This window comes from Desulfovibrio desulfopostgatei (assembly GCF_053570645.1).
In genome coordinates this window covers 122,258-144,711 of sequence record NZ_JBRBQS010000002.1, presented here as the reverse complement: position 1 = coordinate 144,711, position 22,454 = coordinate 122,258, and the positions used below count along the sequence as shown (strand labels likewise).

Annotated in this window: 21 protein-coding genes and 1 pseudogene; 14 read left to right on the top strand and 8 right to left on the bottom strand. The window is 60.8% G+C overall.

Going from position 1 to position 22,454, the window contains the following annotated elements; all coding sequences use genetic code 11:
• Positions 1-62: 62 nt before the first annotated feature.
• Genes ACUZ9Q_RS00610 through queA form a run of 5 tightly spaced genes read right to left on the bottom strand, consistent with a single transcriptional unit; the run spans position 63 to position 3,868 of the window.
• Entirely contained in the window at positions 63-605 is a 543-nt protein-coding gene (locus ACUZ9Q_RS00610; RefSeq protein ID WP_215646852.1) for a 2-oxoacid:acceptor oxidoreductase family protein, read from the bottom strand.
• Entirely contained in the window at positions 598-1,401 is an 804-nt protein-coding gene (locus ACUZ9Q_RS00605) for a thiamine pyrophosphate-dependent enzyme (protein ID WP_022659889.1), read from the bottom strand. The genes ACUZ9Q_RS00610 and ACUZ9Q_RS00605 overlap by 8 nt, the downstream gene beginning before the upstream one ends.
• A 2-nt stretch (positions 1,402-1,403) precedes the next feature.
• Positions 1,404-2,510, bottom strand: coding sequence for a 3-methyl-2-oxobutanoate dehydrogenase subunit VorB (gene vorB / locus ACUZ9Q_RS00600; protein WP_449247144.1), 1,107 nt, complete (start codon positions 2,508-2,510; stop codon positions 1,404-1,406).
• Positions 2,507-2,731 carry an indolepyruvate ferredoxin oxidoreductase subunit alpha gene (locus tag ACUZ9Q_RS00595; RefSeq protein ID WP_192113534.1) on the bottom strand — a complete coding sequence of 75 codons (225 nt, stop codon included), beginning with the start codon at positions 2,729-2,731 and terminating at the stop codon, positions 2,507-2,509. The genes vorB and ACUZ9Q_RS00595 overlap by 4 nt, the downstream gene beginning before the upstream one ends.
• 39 nt (positions 2,732-2,770) lie before the next feature.
• Positions 2,771-3,868, bottom strand: a complete 1,098-nt coding sequence (queA, locus tag ACUZ9Q_RS00590) for a tRNA preQ1(34) S-adenosylmethionine ribosyltransferase-isomerase QueA (protein ID WP_215646856.1) — start codon at positions 3,866-3,868, stop codon at positions 2,771-2,773.
• 119 nt (positions 3,869-3,987) lie between these two features.
• Here queA and ACUZ9Q_RS00585 point away from each other — a divergent pair, with 119 nt between their 5' ends.
• The 6 genes from ACUZ9Q_RS00585 to ACUZ9Q_RS00560 all read left to right on the top strand — a co-directional run bounded on the left by ACUZ9Q_RS00585 (position 3,988) and on the right by ACUZ9Q_RS00560 (position 9,030).
• A complete protein-coding gene (locus ACUZ9Q_RS00585) occupies positions 3,988-4,608 on the top strand; it encodes a hypothetical protein (RefSeq protein WP_192113532.1) in 621 nt (206 codons plus the stop codon).
• Positions 4,605-5,858: a bifunctional phosphopantothenoylcysteine decarboxylase/phosphopantothenate--cysteine ligase CoaBC gene (coaBC, locus tag ACUZ9Q_RS00580; RefSeq protein WP_192113531.1), complete on the top strand. Its 1,254-nt coding sequence runs from the start codon at positions 4,605-4,607 to the stop codon at positions 5,856-5,858. Before ACUZ9Q_RS00585 ends, coaBC begins: the two co-directional genes overlap by 4 nt.
• Positions 5,840-6,715: a hypothetical protein gene (locus ACUZ9Q_RS00575; protein ID WP_449247143.1), complete on the top strand. Its 876-nt coding sequence runs from the start codon at positions 5,840-5,842 to the stop codon at positions 6,713-6,715. Before coaBC ends, ACUZ9Q_RS00575 begins: the two co-directional genes overlap by 19 nt.
• A gap of 90 nt (positions 6,716-6,805) precedes the next feature.
• Positions 6,806-7,138 (top strand): LysO family transporter, encoded by a 333-nt coding sequence (locus ACUZ9Q_RS00570; RefSeq protein WP_192113529.1) that lies wholly within the window; start codon positions 6,806-6,808, stop codon positions 7,136-7,138.
• On the top strand, positions 7,128-7,727 hold the full coding sequence (locus ACUZ9Q_RS00565; RefSeq protein ID WP_449247142.1) for a lysine exporter LysO family protein: 600 nt from the start codon (positions 7,128-7,130) through the stop codon (positions 7,725-7,727). The genes ACUZ9Q_RS00570 and ACUZ9Q_RS00565 overlap by 11 nt, the downstream gene beginning before the upstream one ends.
• Positions 7,728-8,337: 610 nt before the next feature.
• Positions 8,338-9,030: a DVU0298 family protein gene (locus tag ACUZ9Q_RS00560; protein ID WP_449247141.1), complete on the top strand. Its 693-nt coding sequence runs from the start codon at positions 8,338-8,340 to the stop codon at positions 9,028-9,030.
• A gap of 130 nt (positions 9,031-9,160) precedes the next feature.
• Here ACUZ9Q_RS00560 and ACUZ9Q_RS00555 read toward each other — a convergent pair whose 3' ends face one another.
• Positions 9,161-11,002, bottom strand: coding sequence for a carbon starvation CstA family protein (locus ACUZ9Q_RS00555; protein WP_192113526.1), 1,842 nt, complete (start codon positions 11,000-11,002; stop codon positions 9,161-9,163).
• Positions 11,003-11,846: 844 nt separating this feature from the next.
• Here ACUZ9Q_RS00555 and thiS point away from each other — a divergent pair.
• The 4 genes from thiS to thiF all read left to right on the top strand — a co-directional run bounded on the left by thiS (position 11,847) and on the right by thiF (position 14,808).
• On the top strand, positions 11,847-12,047 hold the full coding sequence (gene thiS, locus ACUZ9Q_RS00550; RefSeq protein ID WP_215646862.1) for a sulfur carrier protein ThiS: 201 nt from the start codon (positions 11,847-11,849) through the stop codon (positions 12,045-12,047).
• A gap of 66 nt (positions 12,048-12,113) precedes the next feature.
• Positions 12,114-12,902, top strand: coding sequence for a thiazole synthase (locus ACUZ9Q_RS00545; protein ID WP_192113524.1), 789 nt, complete (start codon positions 12,114-12,116; stop codon positions 12,900-12,902).
• Positions 12,903-12,971: 69 nt separating this feature from the next.
• Positions 12,972-14,090, top strand: a complete 1,119-nt coding sequence (gene thiH / locus ACUZ9Q_RS00540; protein ID WP_192113523.1) for a 2-iminoacetate synthase ThiH — start codon at positions 12,972-12,974, stop codon at positions 14,088-14,090.
• 103 nt (positions 14,091-14,193) lie between these two features.
• Positions 14,194-14,808 (top strand): sulfur carrier protein ThiS adenylyltransferase ThiF, encoded by a 615-nt coding sequence (gene thiF, locus ACUZ9Q_RS00535; RefSeq protein WP_449247140.1) that lies wholly within the window; start codon positions 14,194-14,196, stop codon positions 14,806-14,808.
• A gap of 114 nt (positions 14,809-14,922) precedes the next feature.
• Here thiF and ACUZ9Q_RS00530 read toward each other — a convergent pair whose 3' ends face one another.
• Both ACUZ9Q_RS00530 and ACUZ9Q_RS00525 read right to left on the bottom strand, forming a co-directional pair.
• On the bottom strand, positions 14,923-15,825 hold the full coding sequence (locus tag ACUZ9Q_RS00530; protein ID WP_438835838.1) for a methyl-accepting chemotaxis protein: 903 nt from the start codon (positions 15,823-15,825) through the stop codon (positions 14,923-14,925).
• Positions 15,826-16,527, bottom strand: a pseudogene (locus ACUZ9Q_RS00525) (PAS domain-containing protein); the annotation flags it as partial.
• 391 nt (positions 16,528-16,918) lie between these two features.
• On the opposite strand from ACUZ9Q_RS00525, the gene ACUZ9Q_RS00520 reads away from it, so the two are divergent.
• The 4 genes from ACUZ9Q_RS00520 to infB all read left to right on the top strand — a co-directional run bounded on the left by ACUZ9Q_RS00520 (position 16,919) and on the right by infB (position 22,297).
• On the top strand, positions 16,919-17,641 hold the full coding sequence (locus ACUZ9Q_RS00520) for a ribosome maturation factor RimP (RefSeq protein ID WP_192113520.1): 723 nt from the start codon (positions 16,919-16,921) through the stop codon (positions 17,639-17,641).
• Between the two features lie 109 nt (positions 17,642-17,750).
• On the top strand, positions 17,751-19,064 hold the full coding sequence (nusA, locus tag ACUZ9Q_RS00515) for a transcription termination factor NusA (RefSeq protein WP_192113519.1): 1,314 nt from the start codon (positions 17,751-17,753) through the stop codon (positions 19,062-19,064).
• Entirely contained in the window at positions 19,051-19,314 is a 264-nt protein-coding gene (locus ACUZ9Q_RS00510) for a YlxR family protein (RefSeq protein ID WP_022659908.1), read from the top strand. Before nusA ends, ACUZ9Q_RS00510 begins: the two co-directional genes overlap by 14 nt.
• Positions 19,304-22,297, top strand: a complete 2,994-nt coding sequence (gene infB, locus ACUZ9Q_RS00505) for a translation initiation factor IF-2 (protein ID WP_449247139.1) — start codon at positions 19,304-19,306, stop codon at positions 22,295-22,297. The genes ACUZ9Q_RS00510 and infB overlap by 11 nt, the downstream gene beginning before the upstream one ends.
• The last annotated feature ends 157 nt before the right edge of the window (positions 22,298-22,454 follow it).

The window sequence follows — 22,454 nt, the reverse complement described above, 5'->3', positions numbered from 1 at the left end:
GGAAACCCCTGCCGGATGTTGTTTTTATTCTGCAAAAGCGTCCCGCACGGGCGGGCCGCATGCTATGCGAAGTTGTAGCCCTGCTCCAGCGCCTTGGCGTTGGCGGAGATCAATTTGGCGTAGTGCGCGCTGACCACGCGGTTCAGCGCTTCCTGCATCACATTGAGGGGCAGTGCGCCCGTTGCCTTGAGCCATGCGCCCAGGGCCACCATGTTGGCCATTTTCACATTGCCCAGTTCGTGGGCCATGTCGTTCACGGGAATGTACACCGTGCGCTTTGCGGCATCGAGCAGGTTCTCCGCCACCAGCGAGGCATTGACGATCTGCACGCCGTCCGCGCTCAGCCGGGGCTGGAACTTGGAAAGCGAAGGCTCGTTGAGAATGATGGTGGACATGGGTTCACGCACCAGAGGCGAACCGATGGGGTGCTCATCAAGCACCACCGTGCAGTTGGCCGTGCCGCCGCGCATTTCTGCCCCGTAAACGGGGATAAAGCTCACCTCAAGCCCGTGCTCCATGCCAGCCTGCGCCAGCAGGTTGCCGATGAGCATGACGCCCTGACCGCCAAAACCGGCAATAATCACATCCTGATATGCGTTAGACATGATCCGCCTCCACGCTGGCCGTCACATCCTTGTACACCCCAAGGGGGAATACGGGCATCATGGCCTCGGCAATCCGCTTGTTGGCAGCAATGGGATCCAGATGCCAGTTGGTGGGGCAGCCGGAAAGCAGCTCGATAAAGCCAAAGCCAAGGCCCTGCAACTGCACTTCAAAGGCTTTGCGCATGGCCTTTTTGGATTCGCGCACATGCTTGACCGAATCCAGCGAGCAGCGGGCGGAATAGGCCACGCCGTCCAGCTGGGCCATGATTTCGGCCATACGGATGGGGCCGCCCTCGTTGCTGATGGAGCGTCCCTGCCGCGATGTGGTGGTCTTTTGTCCCACCAGGGTGGTGGGGGCCATCTGCCCGCCGGTCATGCCGTACACCGTGTTGTTGATGAAGATGCCGGTGATCTTTTCGCCACGGTTGGCGGCGTGCATGGATTCGGCCATGCCGATGGCTGCCATGTCGCCGTCGCCCTGATAGGTGAACACCACGGCGTCCGGGCGCGCGCGGCGCACACCGGTGGCCACGGCGCAGGCCCGGCCATGCGGGGCCTCAAGGCCGTCCACGTTAAAGTAATCGTAGGTAAAGGTGGCGCAGCCCACCGAGGCCACCAGAATGGTGCGTTCGGCCACGCCCAGCTCGTGCAGCACCTCGCTCACCAGCCTGTGGGCAATGCCGTGGTGGCATCCGGGGCAATAGTGGGTGGGGCGCTCGTTGAGCACGGGATTGGTATCAAAAACCAGGCTTTCGCCCTCGGCGGGACGCAATGCGTCCAGTTCCTGAGCTTGCATGATTAGTTCTCCTTGAGGGCCTGAAGCATGGGTTCGCGCAGGGCATCGGCACCAATGAACAGCCCCGGCATGACGCCGTGCCACAGCACGGATGCGGGCGCAACACCCGGCTGGCCAAAGAGGGCCAGACGGACATCTTCCACCATCTGCCCCGTGTTCTGCTCCATAACCAGAAAACGCCGGCCGGGCGCAAGCGCGCGCAGGGCTTCATCCGGGAAGGGGAACAGGGTAATGGGCCGGAACAGGCCGATTTTATGCCCCTGGGCGCGCAACTGGCGGATGGCGCTGCGCGCAATGCGGGCAATGGAGCCAAAGGCCACCACGATCAGTTCCACATCGTCAGTATCAACGCATTCAAAGGCGCAATCGGCCTTCATGGATTCGTACTTGCGCATGAGCATGCGGTTGCGCTCGGCCAATGCCCCTTCGGCCAGATAGACCGACTTGAGCAGGCGCGGCTGCGCGCCGGGGCCACGGCGGCCATAACCTTCCATGCGCCAGGGCGCGGCAAGGGCGGCCAGTTCCTCGGCGGGCACGGCGTCCTTGGGCGGCACGCGGCGCACGGGTTCCTTGATCTGGCCCACGATGGCGTCGCCCAGCACCATGACCGGGTTGGCGTATTTGAATGCCAGGGCAAAGGCCCTGAACATGAAATCATAGCATTCCTGAGCGGTGGAGGGGGCCAGCACCAGATTGCGGTGGTCGCCGTGCCCGCCGCCCTTGACGGCCTGAAAATAATCGCCCTGCGAGGGGCCGATATCGCCTAGGCCGGGGCCGCCGCGCTGCATGTTGACGATCACGCCGGGGATCTGGCTGCCCGCCATGTAGGAAATGCCTTCCTGCATGAGCGAAATGCCGCAACTGGAGGATGACGTAAGCGCAGGAATGCCGCTGGCTGCCGCACCCAGCACCATGTTGATGGCGCCGACTTCGCTTTCGGCCTGCACAAACTGGCCGCCGACTTCGGGCAAGAGGCTGGAGAGGGATTCCGGCACTTCATTCTGCGGGGTGATGGGGTAGCCGAAATAGCAGCGGCAGCCCGCATCTATGGCGCCAAAGGCCACGGCTTCGTTGCCCTTGATGAGCACACGTTCGGTTGCTGCGCTCATGCCTTGCCCCCCTTGGTTTTCGCGCTTTTGAACACGCGTATGGCCACATCGGGACACATGACCGCGCACGAGGCACAGCCCGTGCATTGGCCTTCCATTTCCATCACTTCATAACCGTGGCGGTTAAAACGGCCCGAAGGCCGGAGGATGTGCACCGGGCAGACTTCCACACACAGGCGGCAGCCCTTGCAGCGCTCTTCCATGAATACAACTCTTGACATTTCAGCTCCTTGGGATTCCACACCCGCTTCATGAAACAATCAGCGAATAAGCATGGCATCGCCATATGAGAAGAACCGATACCCCCTGCTCACGGCCTCGGCATAAGCGGCAAGCACACGCTCGCGCCCTGCCAGGGCAGAAACCAGCATAATCAGGGAGGACTCAGGCAGATGAAAGTTTGTCAGCAGGCCGTCAACCACGCGGAAGGGTCTGCCGGGGTACAAAAAGATGTCCGTCCATCCGGTAAAGGGCTGCACCCTGCCGCACAATTCGGCCACGCCCTCCATAGAGCGCAGGCTGGTGGTGCCAACGGCAATCACAGGCCGCCCTTCACGCTTGGCCTCGGCAATGGCAAGAGCCGTTGCCTCGGGTATTTCCACATATTCCCTGTGCATGCGGTGCCCGCGGATGTCGGCGCTGCGCACAGGGCTGAAGGTGCCGTACCCCACATACAGGGTTACGTCCGCCCACTGAAAGCCTCTGGCCTTCAGGGTTTCTCGCATCTCGGGGGTAAAGTGCAGGCCCGCCGTGGGCGCGGCCACAGAACCCGTCTTGTCCTCGCGGGAATAGATGGTCTGGTAGCGGCTCAGATCTTCTTCCGCATCTGTCCGCTTGATGTAGGGCGGCAGAGGAATGTGCCCGGTGGCGGCAAAGGCCTTGGAGAGGTCGCCGTCCCAGGCCAGACGCACACGCCGATGCCCGAATTCACCCGATTCCAGCACGGTCACGCTGATGCCCGCGCCAAATTCAAGCTTTTCACCGTCACGAATACTGCCTCCAGAGCGTATGAGCCCTTCAACCTCGGCGCTGGAGCCGCCAAGCTTGTCGGGCCGCGCCCTTTCAAGCACCAGCGGCAGGGGCGTGAGCAGCAGAAACTCCACCTTGCCGCCGGTGGAGCGTGTTCCTAGCAGGCGCGCCTGCAATACGCGGGAGTTGTTGGCTACCAGCAACGCGCCCTCGGGCAGGCAGTCCGGCAGATCGCTGAACTGGTGGTGCTCAAGTTCAAGCGCGCCCTGGCGCGGCATGACCAGCAGACGCGAGTTCCCGCGCTCTTCAGGCGGGAACTGGGCTATCTGCGCTTCAGGCAATGCAAAATTATAACTTTCGAGAAAAAAATCCGCTTCCTCAGTGGGCATGATACGTGGGCCTCGTTAATGAACCTCTCGCGCCGCGGGCTTGTCAGCATGCGGCTGAGGGGCTAGTGTACTTGGGTTGCTTCCGGAGCATTTCACGCCGGGAGGAGGAGATTATAGCCATGCGACGCCCGCTTGTCATCCTTGCAGTCACCCTGCTTGCCGCTCTGATGGCGGGCTGCTCGACGATGGAAATCAGCAATCCCTTTACCAATGACCCCCTTACGGGCGGTGTTGATACTGGCACAAGCCAACTTTTGGGGGTTCCCACACCTGCCGGAATGCAGCGTTTCCCCACCCACGGGTACCAGACCGCTGGGGCTGGCGGCGCGCAAGGGCTTGAAATATTTCGCGGTGATGCCGACATGGGGTTTGTAGCCCAGATCATGTTCACCGGTTTGCAGGGTCAGGGCTGGCATTTGCGCATGGCCCAGCGCAAGGGCATACGCAGCGTATACGTTTACGAACGCGGCTCAACAATGGCTACGCTGACTATTGAACGGGAAACCATGGGCACCGTACTCGCCATATGGGTTGCCGACCGCATGCCCGATGGCGCAACCCTGCCCATGCAGGAAAATACTGGCGCCAGCGGCTACGGCGGGGGCAACAGCGGCAGCGGCAGCTCGTCCGGTTACAGCGAAAGCTCTGGCGGTGGCGGCGGCATGAATTCCTCCCCCAAGCCCGGCTTCACAGAAAGCTGGGGCGGCAACAAGGGCGGTCTACAGGAGCGAAACCTATGAGCGAAAGCAAAAGTGGTCTGAACACTCCCTTTGACCAGAGCACCCGTTACGAACGCAAACGTCTGCACCTTGGCGTGTGCGGCTCCGTGGCCTGCTACAAGGCCGCCGATCTTTTGCGCGCATGGACAGGCATGGGCATGCATGTTTCGGCCACGCTCACTCCGGGCGCGCGCCGCTTTGTGGCTCCCCTGCTCTTTGAGTCGCTGGGCGCTGCCCCGGTGTACGAAGACATGTTTTCGCAGGGGCAGGATGTTTTTTCGCACCTTGAACCGGGGCAACACGCGCAGGCGCTGGTAGTGGCTCCGGCATCGGCTGACGCCCTGTTCCGTCTGGCGCACGGTGCGGCGGGCGACATGCTGGCGGCGCAGGCACTGGCCTTTGACGGGCCAATGGTGATCGCCCCGGCCATGAACCCGCGCATGTGGGCCAATCCTGCCACGCAGGCCAACATTGATATTTTGCGGCAACGCGGGGTGCGCATTGTAATCCCTGCCTGCGGCGGCACAGCCTGCGGCGAACAGGGCGAGGGACGTCTTGCCCCCCTGCACGATATTTTTCTGGCTGCCCTGCGCGCGCTTTCACCTCAGGACATGGCGGGCAAGCGCGTTATGGTCACTCTTGGCCCCACCCGCGAGGCATGGGACGGCGTGCGCTTCTGGTCAAATCCTTCCAGCGGCCTTATGGGCGCGGCGCTGGCAGTGGCGGCATGGCTGCGCGGCGCAGAGGTTACTGCCATCTGCGGCCCCGGCGTGCGCGCACGTTTGCCGCGTGAAATCGCCCGGCACGACGTTGTGAGCGCCCGCGACATGTTTCAGGCCGCCGCCGATCTCTGGCCCGGCATGGACATGGGCATGTTCACTGCTGCTGTGGCGGATTTTTCGCCCCAGCCCTTTGGCCCCCGCAAATTCAAGAAAGCGGACGCTCCGGACGGCCTCACCGTGGCCTTTACGCCCAACCCTGATATTCTGCGCACCCTTTCCGAGGGCCGCAAGCCAGGCCAAAAGGTGCTGGGCTTTGCCGCGGAAACCGCCGCTGACATGCAGGCCCTGCTGCCGCTGGCCCATGCCAAGCTCCAAGGCAAAAAGGCTGATGTGCTGGCCGCCAACCGCGTCAACGCCACAGACAGCGGCTTTGGCGCTGTCACCAATTCCATGGCTGTTGTAGACGCAACCGGGCATGAAGAAATCTGGCCCAACCAAAGCAAGGCTGATGTGGCCTGGGAACTGTGTTCATGGCTTTTGCGCTCGTAAACCCCGTCAGCGCGCTCTGGCAGCGCCGGGGGCTTACCACCCTGCTCATGCCCGAAGGCTACGATGCCTTTGCCGCCCCGCAACAGGAGGCGTCTCGTGCTGCGTCCGCCAACGCCCACGGTCAGGCGCGCACAGGCCAGCACGCGCGGGAGCGCCAGCCATGGCAACAAAGTGGTCAGCAGCAAAGTCCTCGACCAGCAAGCCCCGCGCCAAGCCGTGAAGTGCCCCCCCAACGGCGACCCCACATGCCCGCAGGGCCGGATACCGCCAATGCCGCCAGCAGAACAGCCCCCCAAGCCGAAGCCGCTCCTGCCGCAGAGCAGAGCAAGGCCGCCGCTTGGCTGCCCCTGCCTCCCCATGTGTGGCCCGGCCCCTGGCAGGCACGGCTGAAGCAGACCCGCCCCGGCCCTGTGCTCTGGACATACTGGAATCTTGGCCCCGACCTCTGCGATCCGCAAACCCCGGGCCGGATGGAACGCCGCCAGTTTTTGCAACGCCTGCTGAACGATCTGGGGCATCCCGCTGGTACGCACACCTTTTGGCCCTCGTGCCTGCCGCCTGATCCCGAAGCATTGCCGCCAACCGTACCGCCCATATCGGACAATGGCTTTGCGGCCAATGCGGACGTATTCTGGTCTGGCGCTGCCCAACTTCGCGCCAGAGGCGTGGTGGTCATGGGTTCGGCGGCAGCCAATGCCGTTGCGCTCCCCGGCGGGCTGCGACCTCCGCAGCAGATACGCCACAGGGGCAAGCTGGTATGGGTTCTCTGGGACGTGGACAACCTGCTCCAGTTCGACCAGCGCTATGCATCCATGCTGGCCCTGCTGCGCGAAGCCCTGCGCCACATTTTGCGGTAAGCCCCGCCAACAGGACGCGTGGGGGTCGCCGCGCACTTCGGACGGCCCTTCATTGTCGCTCATGGGCGACCGAGAGGAGATTTTCTTTCCATGTTTATTGCGCTTGGACTCACCTTTCTTGGCATGGCCCTTGGCTTTCTGCTGCGCGGCCAGCCCTGGATTACCTCGCTGACACGCTGCGTCACACCCGCCATCATGCTGCTGCTTTTTGCGCTGGGCATATCAGTGGGCAGCAACGAGCTGCTCATACAGTCCCTGCCCCGGCTTGGCGGCGCAGCTCTGGCCCTCACGGTAGCGGGCATTCTGGGTTCCTTAGCCTGCGCGGCGCTGATTCGCCGATTTTTCACCAAAACGCCCACGCCTGCGGGGATTTCACCCCAGCAAAAGGCAACAGATGCAGAGGCGCGCAGTCATGAAGGGTAGCCTCATCATCCTGTTTTTTTTCTGTTCCGGCGTACTGCTTGCGCGCATGGGGCTGATACCCACCTATCTGGTGGAACACGACTTCACGATATACGCCCTGTGGCTGCTCATGCTACTGGTGGGCATTTCCATCGGTTCAGACCGCAGGCTTGGCGAAATTTTGCGCACTCTGCGCCCTCGCGTACTGCTGCTGCCGCTGGCAACCACGGTGGGCACATTTGCGGGCACGGCGCTCATGGGCCTGTTTCTTGCGTACAGCGTGAGCGAGTGCATGGCTGTGGGCGCGGGCTTTGCCTATTATTCGCTGTCGTCCATCTTCATTTCGCAGTACAAGGGGCCGGAGCTGGGCACCATTGCGCTCATCAGCAACATTGCCCGCGAGCTCATCACCCTGCTGCTCACGCCACTGCTTGCGCGATATCTTGGGCCGCTGGCGCCGATCTGTTGCGGCGGCGCATCTACCATGGATACAACGCTGCCTGGTATTACCCGGTATTGCGGCAAGGACTGGCTCTTTGTTTCCATCGTACATGGCATGGTACTGGATTTTAGCGTACCATTCTGGGTGATTTTATTTTGTACATTGTAGGAAATTGAAGAGGAATTACCTCGCATGCTTGAGGGCGGGTGAACCGGCCAAGCTATCCGCGGTATTTGGATGAAACGAATATTGAACGAAGCGAAAGCGGCCTCTGGCATTTACGCGTCGCGGAGGGAGATCACCTGAGCGAGCGCAGCGAGGGAAGGAAGCTCCCGCAGCAGCAGACGCGTGCCCTCGCAAGCCCACGGTAATTGAAACCCCAAGGGGGGTAGCAGAGGGGGCCGAGGAGGGGGCGCAGCACCATACGGAGTATTGGCTTAGCCAATACGACCGGAAATCAGGAGCAGGTCGCGGCTTTGCCGCGCCGTCAGCGACTGATAGCCGTGCCTTACCGCTCGGCGGCAACGCCGCCGAAAGCGGCCCAAAAACCGCAGAGCGGGGTTTGGCATCAGAATGGCGGGGCGCAGCCCCATAGCCGGTCCCCTTTGCCCCGCGCCGGGCAGGCGTCCCAAACTTCGCCGGATGGCGAAACTTCCGCGCCCGAAGGGCGCAATCCCGCCGCACGGCGAAACACGTACCCAGATTCCTGCCTTGCCAGATCGCTCAAAAGCGCTCACTATGGATGCAAGCCTGAAAACAGACCGCGGAGGAACTGCTCATGGCCCGCATGCGATCTACAAAACAAAAGCTTAAAGAGTGCCTTGTCAGCCCGCAGTGGCGTGAACACCTAGACGAAATCGCCCAAGGCGGCCTTGAAAATATTGGGCCGCTCTTTTCCTTTCTTCTGCTCGGCCCCCAAACCATGCACCGAGCCGCTGTTGCGCTGGGGCAGGTAACAGCGCGCCTGATGCAGGAACAGCCGGAATCGGCCAAGAATATTGTCCGCCGCCTCATGTGGCACCTCAACGAAGAATCCGGCAACATCGGCTGGGGCATCCCCGAGGCCTTTGCAGAAATCCTCGCCGCCAGCGAATCCCTGGGCAAGGATTTTCACCGCATTCTTATCAGCTACATCATTGATCTTGGCCGCGACGACAACTATTGCGACAACGACACCCTGCGCCGCTCCTGCTACTGGGCCATCGGGCGTCTTGCCCAGACTCGCCCGCAATTGTGCCTGACCGCCCGCCCCTGGCTGCTGAAAGGGCTGGAAGACGTTGATCCTGTGTGCCAGGGCATGGCCGCATGGGCGCTCAGCCAACTGCCGCCTGACCTCATGGACGCCCCAGCTCTGCGCCGCCTGGCCGAAGCGGGCAACACAGCCCCGTGCGAGCTCTTTGACGGCGAAGATGTTTACGAAAAAACCGCAAGCCAGATTGCTGCCGATGCCCTTGAGGGCAAGCTGAAGTAACGTTCTTCTTGGCGCATCCCGCAAGCCATAGTTGACCTTTGCCATAAATAGAAAGCTCCCCCGGAACCGCGAGATTCCGGGGGAGCTTTGTTATGCCAGCCGCCAGCAGCGGCTTTCAGTTATTCTTCCGCTATTCTTCGGCCAGGGCGCGCACGGGTTCGCCGTAAGCGTCGTTAACCGTGCCAGTGGTGTTCATGAGTTCAATCCAGCGGCGGATGGTGCCCACAAGCACAAAGACCATCAGCACCATGACCAGGCAGGCCAGGAAAGCAAGCAGATACTTGCCGCCGGGGATGTAGGTCGTGGTGACCTGCAAATAGCCAGCCCAGAAGGTCACGGCGGTCAGGAAGATACCGGGGATGGCCGTAACAAGGCTGAGCTTGCCGCGGTTCATGCGCAGCAACATGGAGGTGCACACGATCAGGGCGCAGCCAGCAAGCAGCTGGTTGCTCAGACCGAACAGGGGCCAGATGTTGCTGATGTTGCCGGTGTACATCAGATAGCCCCACATGGACGTGAAGATGAAGCTGGTGATGTAGACGCCGGGCATCCAGTTCTTGTCGCCAAAGGGCGCGTACACCTTGCCCAGCATTTCCTGCAGGAAGAAGCGGCCCACGCGGGTACCGGCGTCAATGGCGGTCAGGATGAAGACCGCTTCAAACATGACGGCAAAGTTGTACCAGTAGGCCATCAGGTGATCCATGTAGGGGATCTTGTGGAAAATGTGGGCCATGCCCACGGCCAGAGAAACTGCGCCGCCGGGGCGGGCATGCAGGTTCAGGCCGATCTTTTCTTCAAAGAAGCCCAGATCGACAGTGTTCAGCGCGGGGTGCGCCGCAACCAGCGAGCTGAACTTGTCGGGGGTAGCGTTGATGGCAAAGTAGTCGCCGGGCATCAGGGTGCAGGCGGCGATCAAGGCCATGATGGCGACAAAGCCTTCGGTCAGCATGGCGCCGTAGCCTACAAAGAGGATGTCGCGCTCGTTGCCGATCATTTTGGGCGTTGTGCCGGTGCCGATGATGGCGTGGAAGCCGGACATGGCGCCGCAAGCGATGGTGATAAAGATAAAGGGCAATGCAGGCCCGCCGATCACGGGGCCACCGCCGTTAATAAAGGGGGTAACGGTGGGCATGAGCAGGATGGGCTGCACAAAGATGATGCCCACGGCCAGCATAAGGATGGTGCCTATCTTGAGATAGGTGGAAAGATAGTCGCGCGGCACCAGCAGGAACCACACGGGCAGAACGGAAGCGAGGAAGCCGTAACCGGCGATGGCCAGAGCCACGGTGTCGCGGTTCCAGTCAAATGCCCAGCCCAGCACGTCCTTCTGCATGAGGTCATGGCCGCTCAGAATACCCACAACCAGCAGCACCAGACCCACAAGGCTGGCAAGCAGAACGCTGTTCTGCTTGAAGCGCATGATCAGGCCCATGAGCATGGCGATAGGCATGGTGATGACAACGATAAACAGCGACCAGGGCGCGTTGTGCATGGCACTGATGCAGGCCAGCGAAAGACCGGCCAGGGTCAGAATAAGAATACACAGCACGGCGATGCCCGCCACGGTGCCTGTAACGGGGCCGACCTCGCGCTGGGCGATGGCCGAAAGGCTCTGGCCCTTGTGCCGGACGGAGGCGAACAGCACCACCATATCGTGCACCGCGCCGCCAAGTACGCAGCCAATCAGAATCCACAGCGCGCCGGGCAAATAGCCGAACTGCGCGGCGAGCACAGGGCCAACCAGCGGCCCTGCAGCCGCGATGGCGGCAAAATGGTGGCCGTAGAGAACAAATTCGTTGGTTTTGACGTAGTCGTGACCATCAGCAAAACGAACCGCTGGCGTAATGCGGCCCGCATCCAGTTTCAGAACCTTGTTTGCCAGAAAAATGCCATACACCCGGTAGGCAATGGCAAATATGCACAATGCCGCAAACACTAGCGTGATGGCATTAATGTGCTCCAAGCTTTCCATCGTGTCTCTCCCTGTTTTGTTCTTCTGGTCGCAGCCAGCAAATCATTCCAAAGCACACAGCCGCTACCCCAGAAACACGCTACTGAATCCCGCGGAACAATGCACAGTCTGCTTCCTCCTTGCCAATGCGTCGGGCATCAAAACCGCGACAAACCAGAACCCCCAGTTAACTGGTCAACATTGCTAATCATAAACTTTCCTGCTTTTCGCGTACCCCCATTAAATTGCGCTGTCCATACAAATTGTTTACGCAAGGCCAGTGCCGCACTTTCGGCCAAACGCCAATCACCATATATCTTGCGCAGTTTAATGGAAAAGGCTTCTGGCGCACACTGTTTATACAGTATTTTGCTCGGTTACCGAAGACAGATTGCCTGCATTCACAAAGGCCCCGCAGCGATGTGAAAATTTTCACTCTTTTCGTGAATCCATGCAAGCACTTTGTTGGCGGGCTTGCATGCCCCGCGCTAAACCCTCCCAATGTGGCAATAGAAATGTAGCAACGCCGGGTTGCTGCCTATCGTTGGCCGTTTTGCTTGCATTCCTCCGCGCCTGGGCCTAAACTTGAAAAACCGGCTGGGGGAGCCTCAAAGGCTGAGAAAGGGTGGTAGCGCCCTGACCCCTAGAATCGCGCAAAACAACGCGGTTCTGCACCTGACGCGGATAGTGCCGACGAAGGGAAGCTGGCCAACCTGCATGTATTTGCAGGATTGTGCTCGCCCGCAGCCGTAATGGTTTTTGCGGGCATTTCTGTTTTATGCCGTCCGGCATCAACTGCCCCGCAGAACCATTACAACCTCAACCTCGGAAGCAGCCCAGCGGCTGTTTTCCTCTGGAGGCGCGTATGGATGTCACAGTCAACGGGGAAACCGAAGCCATTGCCGAACCATGCAGCGTTGCCGGACTTCTGGCAGCACGCGGGCATGATACGGCACGGGTTGTCGTTGAACGCAACGGAGAAATCCTGCCCCGCGAACGTTTTGCCCAAACCCTGCTCTGCGGGGGCGACAGTCTGGAGATCGTGCACTTTGTGGGCGGCGGATAACAGGCCAGACCTGTTTCCGGCCCGGCACACCATCCTTTTACCAGCACATTCCAGACGGAGAGCACAATGAACGATCCCTTCATCATCGGCGGCGTCACCCTTACAAGCCGTCTTTTCATCGGTACCGGCAAATATGGAGCCGACAGCCTCATCCCTTCAGTGGCCGAAGCCAGCGGCGCGCAAGTCATCACCGTGGCCATGCGCCGTGTGGACAAACAGGGCGAAAACCAGGCTTCCAGCCAGGGCATCATGGGGCATATCCCCGCCCACATGCGCCTTTTGCCCAACACCTCGGGCGCGCGAACCGCAGAGGAAGCCGTGCGTCTGGCCCGGCTGGCCCGCGCTGCTGGTTGCGGCGACTGGATAAAAATCGAGGTCATTTCCGACACCCGCCATCTGCTGCCCGACGGCTACGAAACCGCCAAGGCAACGGAAATTCTCGCTAAAGATGGCTTTACCGTTCTGCCCTACATCAATCCAGACCTCTACGTGGCGCGGGCCTGCGCCAATGCCGGCGCGGCAGCCGTCATGCCTCTGGGTGCGCCCATCGGCACCAACCGGGGCCTGCGCACCAAGGAAATGGTGGGCATCCTGATTGAAGAAATCGACCTGCCCATTGTGGTGGACGCGGGCATTGGCCGCCCCTCTCAGGCTTGCGAGGCCATGGAAATGGGCGCGGCTGCCTGTTTGGTAAACACAGCCATTGCCTCATCCAGCGATCCAGTCAGCATGGCCCGCGCATTCGGCGCGGCAGTTCGGGCCGGGCGCGATGCATGGCTGGCTGGCCCCGGTGCCGTCAAGGCGCAGGGCCAGGGCGCGGAAGCGTCTTCACCGCTGACGGGATTTCTCCGCTAACGCTTGCAATACACACCATGTTGACCGCCAGCCAAACCGCTGGCAGCCGACCGCTTATAAGGATCACACATGGAAACTTTTCAGGAATATTTGCAGGCGTGGCCTTCAGCCCGCCGGGCAGAGGGAGCCGCACGCGCCACAGAAGCGGATGTGCTGGCCGTGCTGCAAAAGGAAATTTTGCAGCCAGCCGATCTCCTTACCCTGCTTTCGCCTGCGGCTGCTCCGCACCTTGAGGCCATGGCCCGCCGCGCACGCGAGCTGACCCTGCGTTTCTTTGGCAAGGCCGTGAACATCTTCACTCCACTCTACATCTCCGATGTCTGCACCAACCAGTGCCGCTACTGCGGATTCAATGCCAAAAACAAGCAACCACGCCGCCATTTGAGCATTGATGAGGCCGCTGCGGAGGCGGACGTTATCGCCGACAAGGGCTTTCAGCACATCCTGCTGCTGACGGGCGATGCGCGGCATTTATCCTCGCCGCAGTATATCGCGGATGCGGCCCGGCGCATCAAACCCCGCTTTGCCTCGGTGGGCGTGGAGGTCTATTCGCTCACCACCGAGGAATATGAACTGCTGGTGAACGCAGGCGTGGACAGCATGACCATGTTTCAGGAGACGTATAATCCGGAACTTTACGCATGGCTGCACCCCGTTGGCCCCAAGCATGATTACGGCTTCAGGCTCAATGCGCCGCAGCGCGCGGCAGAGGGCGGCATCCGCTCCATCGGCGTGGGCGCCTTGCTGGGGCTGGAATCTTTTGAGCAGGATGCCTTTGCCACAGGCCTGCACGCATGGTGGCTGCAAAGGCGCTATCCCGGCGTGGATGTGAGCGTTTCCATCCCGCGCATCTGCCCGCATGAGGGCAACTTTGACGTGCAGCACGCCGTGGACGACCGCCATCTTGTACAATATGTTACTGCCATGCGCTGCTTCCTGCCGCGTGCGGGCATCACCTGCTCCAGCCGCGAAAGCGCCTTTATGCGCGACCATCTGGTGCCTATCGGCGTAACCAGAGTTTCCGCCGGTGTTTCCACCGCCGTGGGCGGCCGCGCAACCGAGGACTTGCACAATCCCGGCCAGTTTGAGATCACCGACCGCCGCAGCCTTGAAGAAATGGCGGCCTCCCTGGCTGGCATAGGCTATCAGGCTGTGCTTAAAGACTGGGAAGACCCGGTGGCAGTGTAACAACACTGTTTGCAGTGATGGAGCGGCGGTCTGGTGCACACCGGGCCGCCGCGTGATACAAGCTGACACCTCCAGGCCAAATACCAACTCACGGATCTACGCCATGCACAATGCACTTCACAACGGCCTTGCCCGCTACCTCAGCCCCGACCAACTGGAGGCCCTGCGCGCCGCCCGCGTGGGCATTGCCGGGGCGGGGGGGCTTGGCTCCAACGCGGCCCTGATGCTGGCCCGTAGCGGCGTGGGCAATTTGGTGCTGGTGGATGATGACGTGGTGGACGCCTCCAATCTCAACCGCCAGCAATACTGGCCCCGGCATGTGGGCCGCCCCAAGGTCGAAGCCCTGGCAGAGCTGCTGCTGGAACTGAATCCCGAAATGGGCGTGGAAGCCCGGCGTATGCGCCTTGACCAGAGCAACATGGCTGAGGTGCTGCCCACCTGCCCCATCTGGGTGGAGGCCTTTGACGGGCCGGACGACAAAACGCTGCTGGTGGAAACTGCCCTGCTCGGCGGCTACCGCATAGCCAGCGCATCGGGCATGGGCGGCTGGGGCGGCAAAGCCATGGGCAAACGCTACCTTGGCAATCTGATGCTCGTGGGCGACTTCAGCACAGATATCCTGCTGGCCCCGCCCCTTGCCCCCCGTGTGACAGAAGCCGCCGCCCTGCTGGCTGACGCCGTGCTTGAGATGGTGCTGGGCGTGAACGAGCAAGCATAAGAACTGCCAGATATTTTTGACCACAAAAAAAGACCCGTTACAGACAGATATTGCGCGCTTATCGCTCTATCCGGCTGCAACGGGTCTTGTACTGCCTTGAGGCAAAAAACTGAGCTACACTTTCAATTGCGCGGTCAGGTCTTCCAGCTTGTCGGTCAGTTCCTGAAGCTTGTCGGTTTCCATGCTGGCCTGGCCCATGGATTGGGACGTGTCGGCCACCATATGGTTCACCTGATCAATGGTGTGGGTGATCTGCTCGCTGGCGGCTGACTGCTCTTCGCTGGCAGCGGCAATAGCCTTGACCTGCCCCACGGTGTTTTCCACCGTACCCACGATGGCGTCCAGCGCCTCGCCAGACTGCTTGGCGTAGTCTGTGGCCTGCTCCACCTGCTGCACGGCATTGTCCATGGACGACATGCTCTTGGCGGCGCTTTGCTGAATGGCCTCAATGGCACGGCCCACATCCGTGGTGGAAGCCATGGTTTTTTCTGCCAGTTTGCGCACCTCATCGGCCACCACGGCAAAACCGCGCCCGGCTTCGCCGGCACGGGCCGCTTCAATGGCTGCGTTGAGGGCCAGCAGGTTGGTCTGGTCGGCAATATCTGAAATAACGTTCATAATTTCGGTAATGGCTCTGGCATGTGATTCCAGCGTGGCCATATCCGTGCGCAGATCAAGCGTAACACGGTGCACGTTTTCAATGCCGTGCAGGGCGTTCTGCACAACTTCCGCCCCTGTGGTGGCCTTGGACATGGTGTGGCCAGAAGCTTCGGCGGCCTTATCCGCATTGCCGGCAACTTCCTGCACTCTGGCGTTCATGTGGCCCATGGAGGAGGCGGCCTCTTTAAGCTGGCCCGCGGCAATGGCGGCATTTTTGTCCGACTGCCGGATGCTGCCGGTAAGGGCCACCACGATCTCGGCCAGCTCATCCATGGTTTCTTCCAGCGCCTGCGCCACTTCGGCCATACGCTGGTTCTTTTCCGTTATCTGCCGCTGCGCCTCGTTAAGCGCGGTCATGTCCACATACACGCACATGCCGCCAATACAGGCCCCTTCGGCATTGTAGATGGGGAACACGTTGGCGAGCACGTTGACCTTGCCGCCCTTGTGCCCGCCGATGGTCACTTCAAGATTCTTGAAGCACTCGCCCGTGGCCATGCTCTTGCCCACGGCGGTTTTGCGCGTGGGATCGTTATAAAACAGATGGGCCAGGGTTTTGCCAAGGCAGGATTCAATGCTGTCGTCGATTTCCAGCATGTTCAGACATGCCCTGTTGGTGCTGAGCGCGCGCTCGTTGGTGTCCACCAGCAGGTACGGCATGGGCAGGCCACGCAGGATGCCGTCTTTGTATTCCCTGTCGTTTTTAAATGCCAGCCGCAGGTCTTCAAGGCTTGTAAACAGCGGAGCAAGAGAGGGATCAGTATTGCTCAGGCTTCGGCTTGGATTGGCCGCCACGGCGCAGACAGCTTCACCAGCCTGACGCAAAGCCCCGCCAGCAAGCGCACGCCCGGCAGCAAACGCGCCAAAAGCCGCCACAAGAGCGCTCACTATGACAGCTAAAACGGGCAGACCCGCCAGCTGAGTTACGCCAAAGCCAATACCCGCTGCCAGCAGCGCTGATGCGCAACTGTACAAAAGGAATTTACCGTTCACTGAGCCACCTCTCTTTAAAACGCAAAACTTTTTATACGTGGCAAAAACTTGCCGTCTGCATGCCATCGTTTACAAAAAGGTACAGCAGCCCCCTAATGCCGCTGTCCCGGACTATTCTCTTCTCATTCTGCATTTCGGCAGTTTTTTGAAAAAAATTAGTTTTCAGAAAAAAAAGGGGCATTTTTACCATTTGGTGGTATCCATACTTCATCAATCAAGGTACGACAACTCACCATAGTATATCTTGCCCGCATTGCACAAACATCTTGACATTTTTTTTTCACCAAGATAATGAAACTCATTCAAAGCGGCTGGCGTTCGCGCCACTGCTACATCCTGATGCGGAACGCAGTTCCTGCGGGGTGGCCTGAATGGGCCCCCTTTTTTTTGTCCTTGTGACAGGGCAAACCCGCCAGGCAAGCGCATTTTCAGCGCAAAGGAATGCTCTAAGAAACGAATGACCGACGACGTACTCAAAGAAACCATCACCAGTTTGGCCGAGCCCCTCGCAACATCGCTGGGCCTGGTTATCTGGGGAGTGGAAATCGTCCGCGCCGGGCGCACAGTGGTTCGGCTCTTTGTAGACGTGCCGTTTTCTGAAGAATCCGGCACCCAGCCCGCCCCCGCCGACACCGACGACATTGATGCGCCAGCCCTGGTCGCACTTTCTGCCACCCTTGAGCAGTGCGAGCACATCTCGCGCCACATTGGCCTCGCCCTTGAGGTGGAAGATACCATTCCCGAGGCGTACGTGCTGGAGGTTTCCACCCCCGGCCTGACGCGACTTTTCTTCAGCCTTGACCAGATGCGCCATTATATTGGCGATGTGGTGGAAGCCCGTCTGCTCAGGGCCGTTGCCATCAACGAGGATGCGCCCGAAGGGCCCAACCCCTCCCACGGCGGCCCCCGCCGCCTGTGGCGCGGCACCCTGCTTTCCGTTGAAGAGAATGCGTTCACCCTGGCGCCAGCCACCATCTCGCCCGAGGGCGAGGTGACACCCGAAAACCTGCCGCCGGTCAGCATCCCCTGGGATGCCGTGCGCAGGGCAAGCCGCATGTATATTTTCAGGCAGCCGCAAAAGCCTGGCAAGGGCCGCGCCAAAGCGCCCGCCGCCAAGACTGCGACCAAGCCCCGCAAGGAAAAGAAAACAAAATCCAGTGGTTCTGAAGAGAACCAGTAAAACTTGACGCAACTGCACACTCGCTTGGCATGGCCAGAAGCACTGGCCGCCGTGAACAGGGCAGGAACCAGAGATATTTTCGCCGCAGCGCCAGCAGCCGGAGGCACCCATGAATCTTGAACTTAAAAAGGCCATTGACCAGATCAGCAAGGACAAAGGCCTTGACCGCAACATGCTCATCGACACGCTTGAAGACGCGGTGCGCACTTCGGTGCTGCGCCGCTTCAGCGAAGATATGGACGTGGAAGTTACCTACAATGACGAAACAGGCGACATTGAGGTCTACCAGTTCAAAATCGTCATGGCCGACGACGACTTTGCCAATCCTGACACGCAGATTGAGTACTCCGAAGCGATCAAGCATGATCCTTCCGTGCAGGTGGACGATGAAATGGGCTTCCGCGTCAAGGTTGAAGACCTTGGCCGCATTGCCGCCCAGTCTGCCAAGCAGGTCATCATCCAGCGCATGCGTGATGCGGAGCAGGAAATCATCTACACCGAATACAAGGATCGCGTGGGCGAAATTGTATCCGGCATCGTGCAGCGCCGCGACAAGGGCGGCTGGGTTGTGAACCTTGGCCGCACCGAGGCCATACTGCCCCGCGAGGAACAGATCCCCCGCGAACATTACAAGCGCGGCGACCGCGTACAGGCCCTCATCATTGAGGTACGCCAGGAAGGGCGCGGCCCGCAGGTTGTTGTTTCGCGTTCGCACCGCGACTACATGGCCGCCCTGTTCCGCCGCGAAGTGCCCGAAGTTGACGATGGCGTGGTGCAGATCATGGGCGTTGCCCGCGATCCCGGCTCCCGCGCCAAGGTTGCCGTGCTTTCGCGTGAGCGCGATGTGGATCCCGTGGGCGCATGCGTTGGCGTGCGCGGTTCGCGTATCCAGAACATCGTGCAGGAACTGCACGGCGAACGCATCGACATCGTCGTCTGGAGCGCAGACATTGCCACCTATGCCCGCAACGCCCTGGCCCCGGCCCTGGTTTCGCGCATTGTGGTGGACGAAGAAGAAAATCTTCTGGAAGTCATCGTGCCTGACGATCAGCTCACCAACGCCATCGGGCGCAAGGGGCAAAACGTCAAGCTTGCCGCGCGCCTGCTGGGCTGGAAGGTCGATATATTTACCGAAACCCGCTACAACGAGGCCAATGCCATTGGGCACGGCCTTGAACAGGTTGCCAGCGTGGCGGAAGTTTCCATTGAAGCGCTTCTTGCCGCGGGCTACAGCTCGCTGGACAACCTGCGCGAGGCCACGGATCAGGAACTGTCTGACAAGCTCACTATCAGCGCGGCGCGCATTGCCGACCTGCGCTCGGCCATCAACTTCCTGGCCCCGATTGTGGAAAGCACTCCCGAATCCTCGGCAGTGGAGCTGAAAATGCCCGCCGCCACGGAAAGCGGAGATGCAAAAGAATAACGCTGCGCCCGTTGAAGTCGGGGAGCAGGCCTGTGACGGGCCGGAGCGCATGTGCGTCATCTGCCGCCGCCGCTTTCCCAAGGCCGATCTCGACCGCCACGTACTGGCGGAGCAGGGAATTTTGACTTTAGACGCAGAAAAAACCAGACCGGGCAGAGGCTGGTATGTATGTTCCGATCCTGTCTGCGCGGCCAAGTTCGCGAAATTCAGACCCGGAACACGGCGCAAGGGGGGAAAACATGTCCGATGATAAAATAAAAATTAAGGATCTCGGCGGGGATATCTCGCAAGATCCCAAGGATATACTGCGTGTCGCGCGTGAGCTCGGCCTGCCGGTAAAATCCGCTACTGGTTCCGTCACCTCAGAGGAGGCCACTCGCTTGCGCGACTACTTTGCCGAACAGAAACAGGTTGATGCGGAGCGCGCCGGTTCGCAGCGCGACGTCATCGTGCGCCGCCGCCGCAAGGACTCCCCGCAGGAAGCCGAAACCGCAGCGCAGGAAGCCCCCGTTGCCGCACCGGTTGAAACCGAAGCGCCCAAGGAAGCTGCCCCTGTGGTAGAAGCCGTGGCCGAAGCGGCCCCTGCGGCTCCCGCTGCCGAATCCGTTGCGCCCAAGGCTTCCAAGCCCGCGCAGGAATCGGCCCCCGCTGCCGAACACAAGGCCCGCGTCGTCAAGCCTGCCAAGGTTGTCTCGCCCGCCCGCGTCATCAGCCGCCCCAGCGACCAGAAAGAACCCGAGGTTGTGGAAGCTCCGGCTCCCGCCGCTGCGGAGTCTGCACCTGCACCTGAAGCAGCGCCCGCCGCGCCTGTGGTGGAAGCCGTTGCTGCAAAGGTTCAGGCTGAAAAGCCCCACGCCGACAAGACTGAAGCCCAGGACAAGGCCGCCAAGGCTCGTGTGGCGCGCCCCGATGCCTCGGCCATGCCCGAAGGCTCGTCTGCGCCTACCCTGCCCCAGCGTTCTGCCGAAGCCCGCGCCAGTGAAGATGGCGAGGAAGGCGCCGCGCCCCGTCGCGCACCCCGTGCAGAAGCTCCGGCAACACCGCAGGTTCGCATTATTTCCCGTCCTGTTCCCGGCGCGACTCCCTCGCAGGATGCCCGCCCCGCCCGCACTGGCGACAGCCGCCCCGGCGGTTATCCGCCCAGAGACGGCGCTGGCAGGCCTCCCCGTCCCGGGGGTCCCCGTCCTGGTGGCCCCGGTGGCCCCGGCGGCGCGCCGCGTTCTGCTGGCGGTCCCCGCCCCGGCGGTCCCGCAGGCGGCTTTGGACAGCAGACAGCGCCTGCCTCCCCTTCCGACACCCGCGATGGGCAGAGCAAGAAAAAGCGTCTCAAGGGTCGCCGCACTGTTGATTTTCAGCAGGGTGATTTTGGTCGCCGCAGCGATGACGACGACAGCGGTCGCCTGAACAGAGGCAAGGGCCGCCGCAAGTCGGGCCGTTCTTCTGTGGCGCCGCAGTCCACCCAGCCGCTCAAGGCCGCAAAGCGCAAGATCCGTATTACCGAAGCCATCCGCGTTGCCGATATGGCCCACCAGATGGGCCTCAAGGCCAACGAGATCATCAAGGTGCTCTTTGGTCTTGGCATCATGGCGACCATCAACCAGACGCTGGATATCGACACCGCCACCCTGGTGGCAGCCGAATTCGGCTACGAAGTTGAAAAAGTCGGCTTTTCTGAAGACGATTATCTGGTTCCCAAGGAAGTGGACGCGCCTGAAACACTCAAGCCGCGGCCCCCTGTTGTTACCATCATGGGTCACGTTGACCACGGTAAAACCTCGCTGCTCGACGCCATACGCAAGTCCAACGTCACCAGCGGCGAAGCCGGCGGCATCACCCAGCACATCGGCGCATACCATGTGAAGACCAAGCGCGGCGAAATCGTGTTCCTCGACACGCCCGGCCACGAAGCCTTCACCGCAATGCGCGCCCGTGGCGCTCAGGTCACCGACCTTGTTATTCTTGTGGTCGCCGCCGATGACGGCGTCATGGAGCAGACCCGCGAAGCCATCAACCACTCCCGCGCCGCCAATGTTCCCATTATGGTGGCCGTGAACAAGATGGACAAGCCCGGCGCCGAGCCTGACCGCGTGTTGCGTGAACTGGCCGAGCTTGGTTTGCAGGCCGAAGAATGGGGCGGCGACACCATCGTTGCCAAGGTTTCGGCCAAGAGCCGCATGGGTCTGGACGAACTGCTCGAAATGGTGGCCCTCCAGTCTGAAATCATGGAGCTCAAGGCCAACCCCGACAAGCCCGCTCGCGGTCATATCGTGGAAGCCAAGCTCGACAAGGGCCGTGGCCCCATCGCCACCGTGCTCATTCAGGAAGGCACTCTGCGCCAGGGCGACAGCTTTGTGTGCGGCACCTTCTCGGGCCGTGTGCGCGCTCTCATGAGCGACCAGGGCAAGAAGGTCAAGGACGCCGGCCCCTCGCTGCCTGTGGAAGTGCAGGGCTTTGAAGGCGTGCCGGAAGCCGGTGAAGAATTCTTTGTGGTGTCCGACGAAAAGGTCGCCCGCCGCATCGCCGATTCCCGCGCGGTCAAGCAGCGTGAACGCGATCTGGCCTCCGAATCGCGCGTCACCCTTGAAACCTTCCTGTCGCAGCGCAAGTCCGATCAGGAAACCCTGACCCTCAACCTTGTGGTCAAGGCGGACGTGCAGGGCAGCCTGGAAGCCATCACCGAAGCTCTGAACAAGCAGAGCACGGAAAAGGTGCGCATCAACGTGGTGCACGGCGGCACAGGCGCAATCACGGAATCCGACATTCTGCTGGCTTCTGCCTCGCAGGCCATCATTATCGGCTTCAACGTGCGTCCCACTTCCAAGATCAAGGATGTGGCCGACCACGAAAACGTGGATATCCGCTTCTACGAGATCATTTACAAGCTCGTGGACGATATCAAGAGCGCCATGGCTGGCATGCTCGCCCCTGTGCAGCGTGAAGTGTACCTCGGCCAGGCCGAAGTGCGCGACACCTTCAGCGTGCCCAAGGTCGGCGTCATCGCCGGTTCCTACGTGGCTGACGGCAAGATCGCCCGTAATGCCGGTGTGCGTCTGCTGCGCGACGGCGTGGTGGTCTACACGGGCAAGATCTCTTCCCTCAAGCGCTTCAAGGACGACTCCAAGGAAGTGGTTAAGGGCAACGAGTGCGGCGTGGGCCTTGAAAACTTCAACGACGTAAAGATCGGCGACATCATTGAAGCCTTTGAAACCGTCGAAGAAGCCGCCACTCTTTAAACATTGATTAATGGGAAGGGAGGCCGCAAACAGGCCTCCCTTCTTTTTTGCATACATGCCTTTGACAGCCAGCCTTTCAGGCCATATCTGTAGTTCTCGGCTGTGCCGGAAAGTGCCCGTGGGGCCAAAAGCACACCACCTACCCCTTGCCGCCACA

Excerpts from the sequence above, each read along its gene's own strand:
- ACUZ9Q_RS00610 (WP_215646852.1), bottom strand. The coding sequence starts at position 605 with ATGTCTAACGCATATCAGGATGTGATTATTGCCGGTTTTGGCGGTCAG.
- ACUZ9Q_RS00605 (WP_022659889.1), bottom strand. The coding sequence starts at position 1,401 with ATGCAAGCTCAGGAACTGGACGCATTGCGTCCCGCCGAGGGCGAAAGC.
- vorB (WP_449247144.1), bottom strand. The coding sequence starts at position 2,510 with ATGAGCGCAGCAACCGAACGTGTGCTCATCAAGGGCAACGAAGCCGTG.
- ACUZ9Q_RS00595 (WP_192113534.1), bottom strand. The coding sequence starts at position 2,731 with ATGTCAAGAGTTGTATTCATGGAAGAGCGCTGCAAGGGCTGCCGCCTG.
- queA (WP_215646856.1), bottom strand. The coding sequence starts at position 3,868 with ATGCCCACTGAGGAAGCGGATTTTTTTCTCGAAAGTTATAATTTTGCA.
- ACUZ9Q_RS00585 (WP_192113532.1), top strand. The coding sequence starts at position 3,988 with ATGCGACGCCCGCTTGTCATCCTTGCAGTCACCCTGCTTGCCGCTCTG.
- coaBC (WP_192113531.1), top strand. The coding sequence starts at position 4,605 with ATGAGCGAAAGCAAAAGTGGTCTGAACACTCCCTTTGACCAGAGCACC.
- ACUZ9Q_RS00575 (WP_449247143.1), top strand. The coding sequence starts at position 5,840 with ATGGCTTTTGCGCTCGTAAACCCCGTCAGCGCGCTCTGGCAGCGCCGG.
- ACUZ9Q_RS00570 (WP_192113529.1), top strand. The coding sequence starts at position 6,806 with ATGTTTATTGCGCTTGGACTCACCTTTCTTGGCATGGCCCTTGGCTTT.
- ACUZ9Q_RS00565 (WP_449247142.1), top strand. The coding sequence starts at position 7,128 with ATGAAGGGTAGCCTCATCATCCTGTTTTTTTTCTGTTCCGGCGTACTG.
- ACUZ9Q_RS00560 (WP_449247141.1), top strand. The coding sequence starts at position 8,338 with ATGGCCCGCATGCGATCTACAAAACAAAAGCTTAAAGAGTGCCTTGTC.
- ACUZ9Q_RS00555 (WP_192113526.1), bottom strand. The coding sequence starts at position 11,002 with ATGGAAAGCTTGGAGCACATTAATGCCATCACGCTAGTGTTTGCGGCA.
- thiS (WP_215646862.1), top strand. The coding sequence starts at position 11,847 with ATGGATGTCACAGTCAACGGGGAAACCGAAGCCATTGCCGAACCATGC.
- ACUZ9Q_RS00545 (WP_192113524.1), top strand. The coding sequence starts at position 12,114 with ATGAACGATCCCTTCATCATCGGCGGCGTCACCCTTACAAGCCGTCTT.
- thiH (WP_192113523.1), top strand. The coding sequence starts at position 12,972 with ATGGAAACTTTTCAGGAATATTTGCAGGCGTGGCCTTCAGCCCGCCGG.
- thiF (WP_449247140.1), top strand. The coding sequence starts at position 14,194 with ATGCACAATGCACTTCACAACGGCCTTGCCCGCTACCTCAGCCCCGAC.
- ACUZ9Q_RS00530 (WP_438835838.1), bottom strand. The coding sequence starts at position 15,825 with ATGACCGCGCTTAACGAGGCGCAGCGGCAGATAACGGAAAAGAACCAG.
- ACUZ9Q_RS00520 (WP_192113520.1), top strand. The coding sequence starts at position 16,919 with ATGACCGACGACGTACTCAAAGAAACCATCACCAGTTTGGCCGAGCCC.
- nusA (WP_192113519.1), top strand. The coding sequence starts at position 17,751 with ATGAATCTTGAACTTAAAAAGGCCATTGACCAGATCAGCAAGGACAAA.
- ACUZ9Q_RS00510 (WP_022659908.1), top strand. The coding sequence starts at position 19,051 with ATGCAAAAGAATAACGCTGCGCCCGTTGAAGTCGGGGAGCAGGCCTGT.
- infB (WP_449247139.1), top strand. The coding sequence starts at position 19,304 with ATGTCCGATGATAAAATAAAAATTAAGGATCTCGGCGGGGATATCTCG.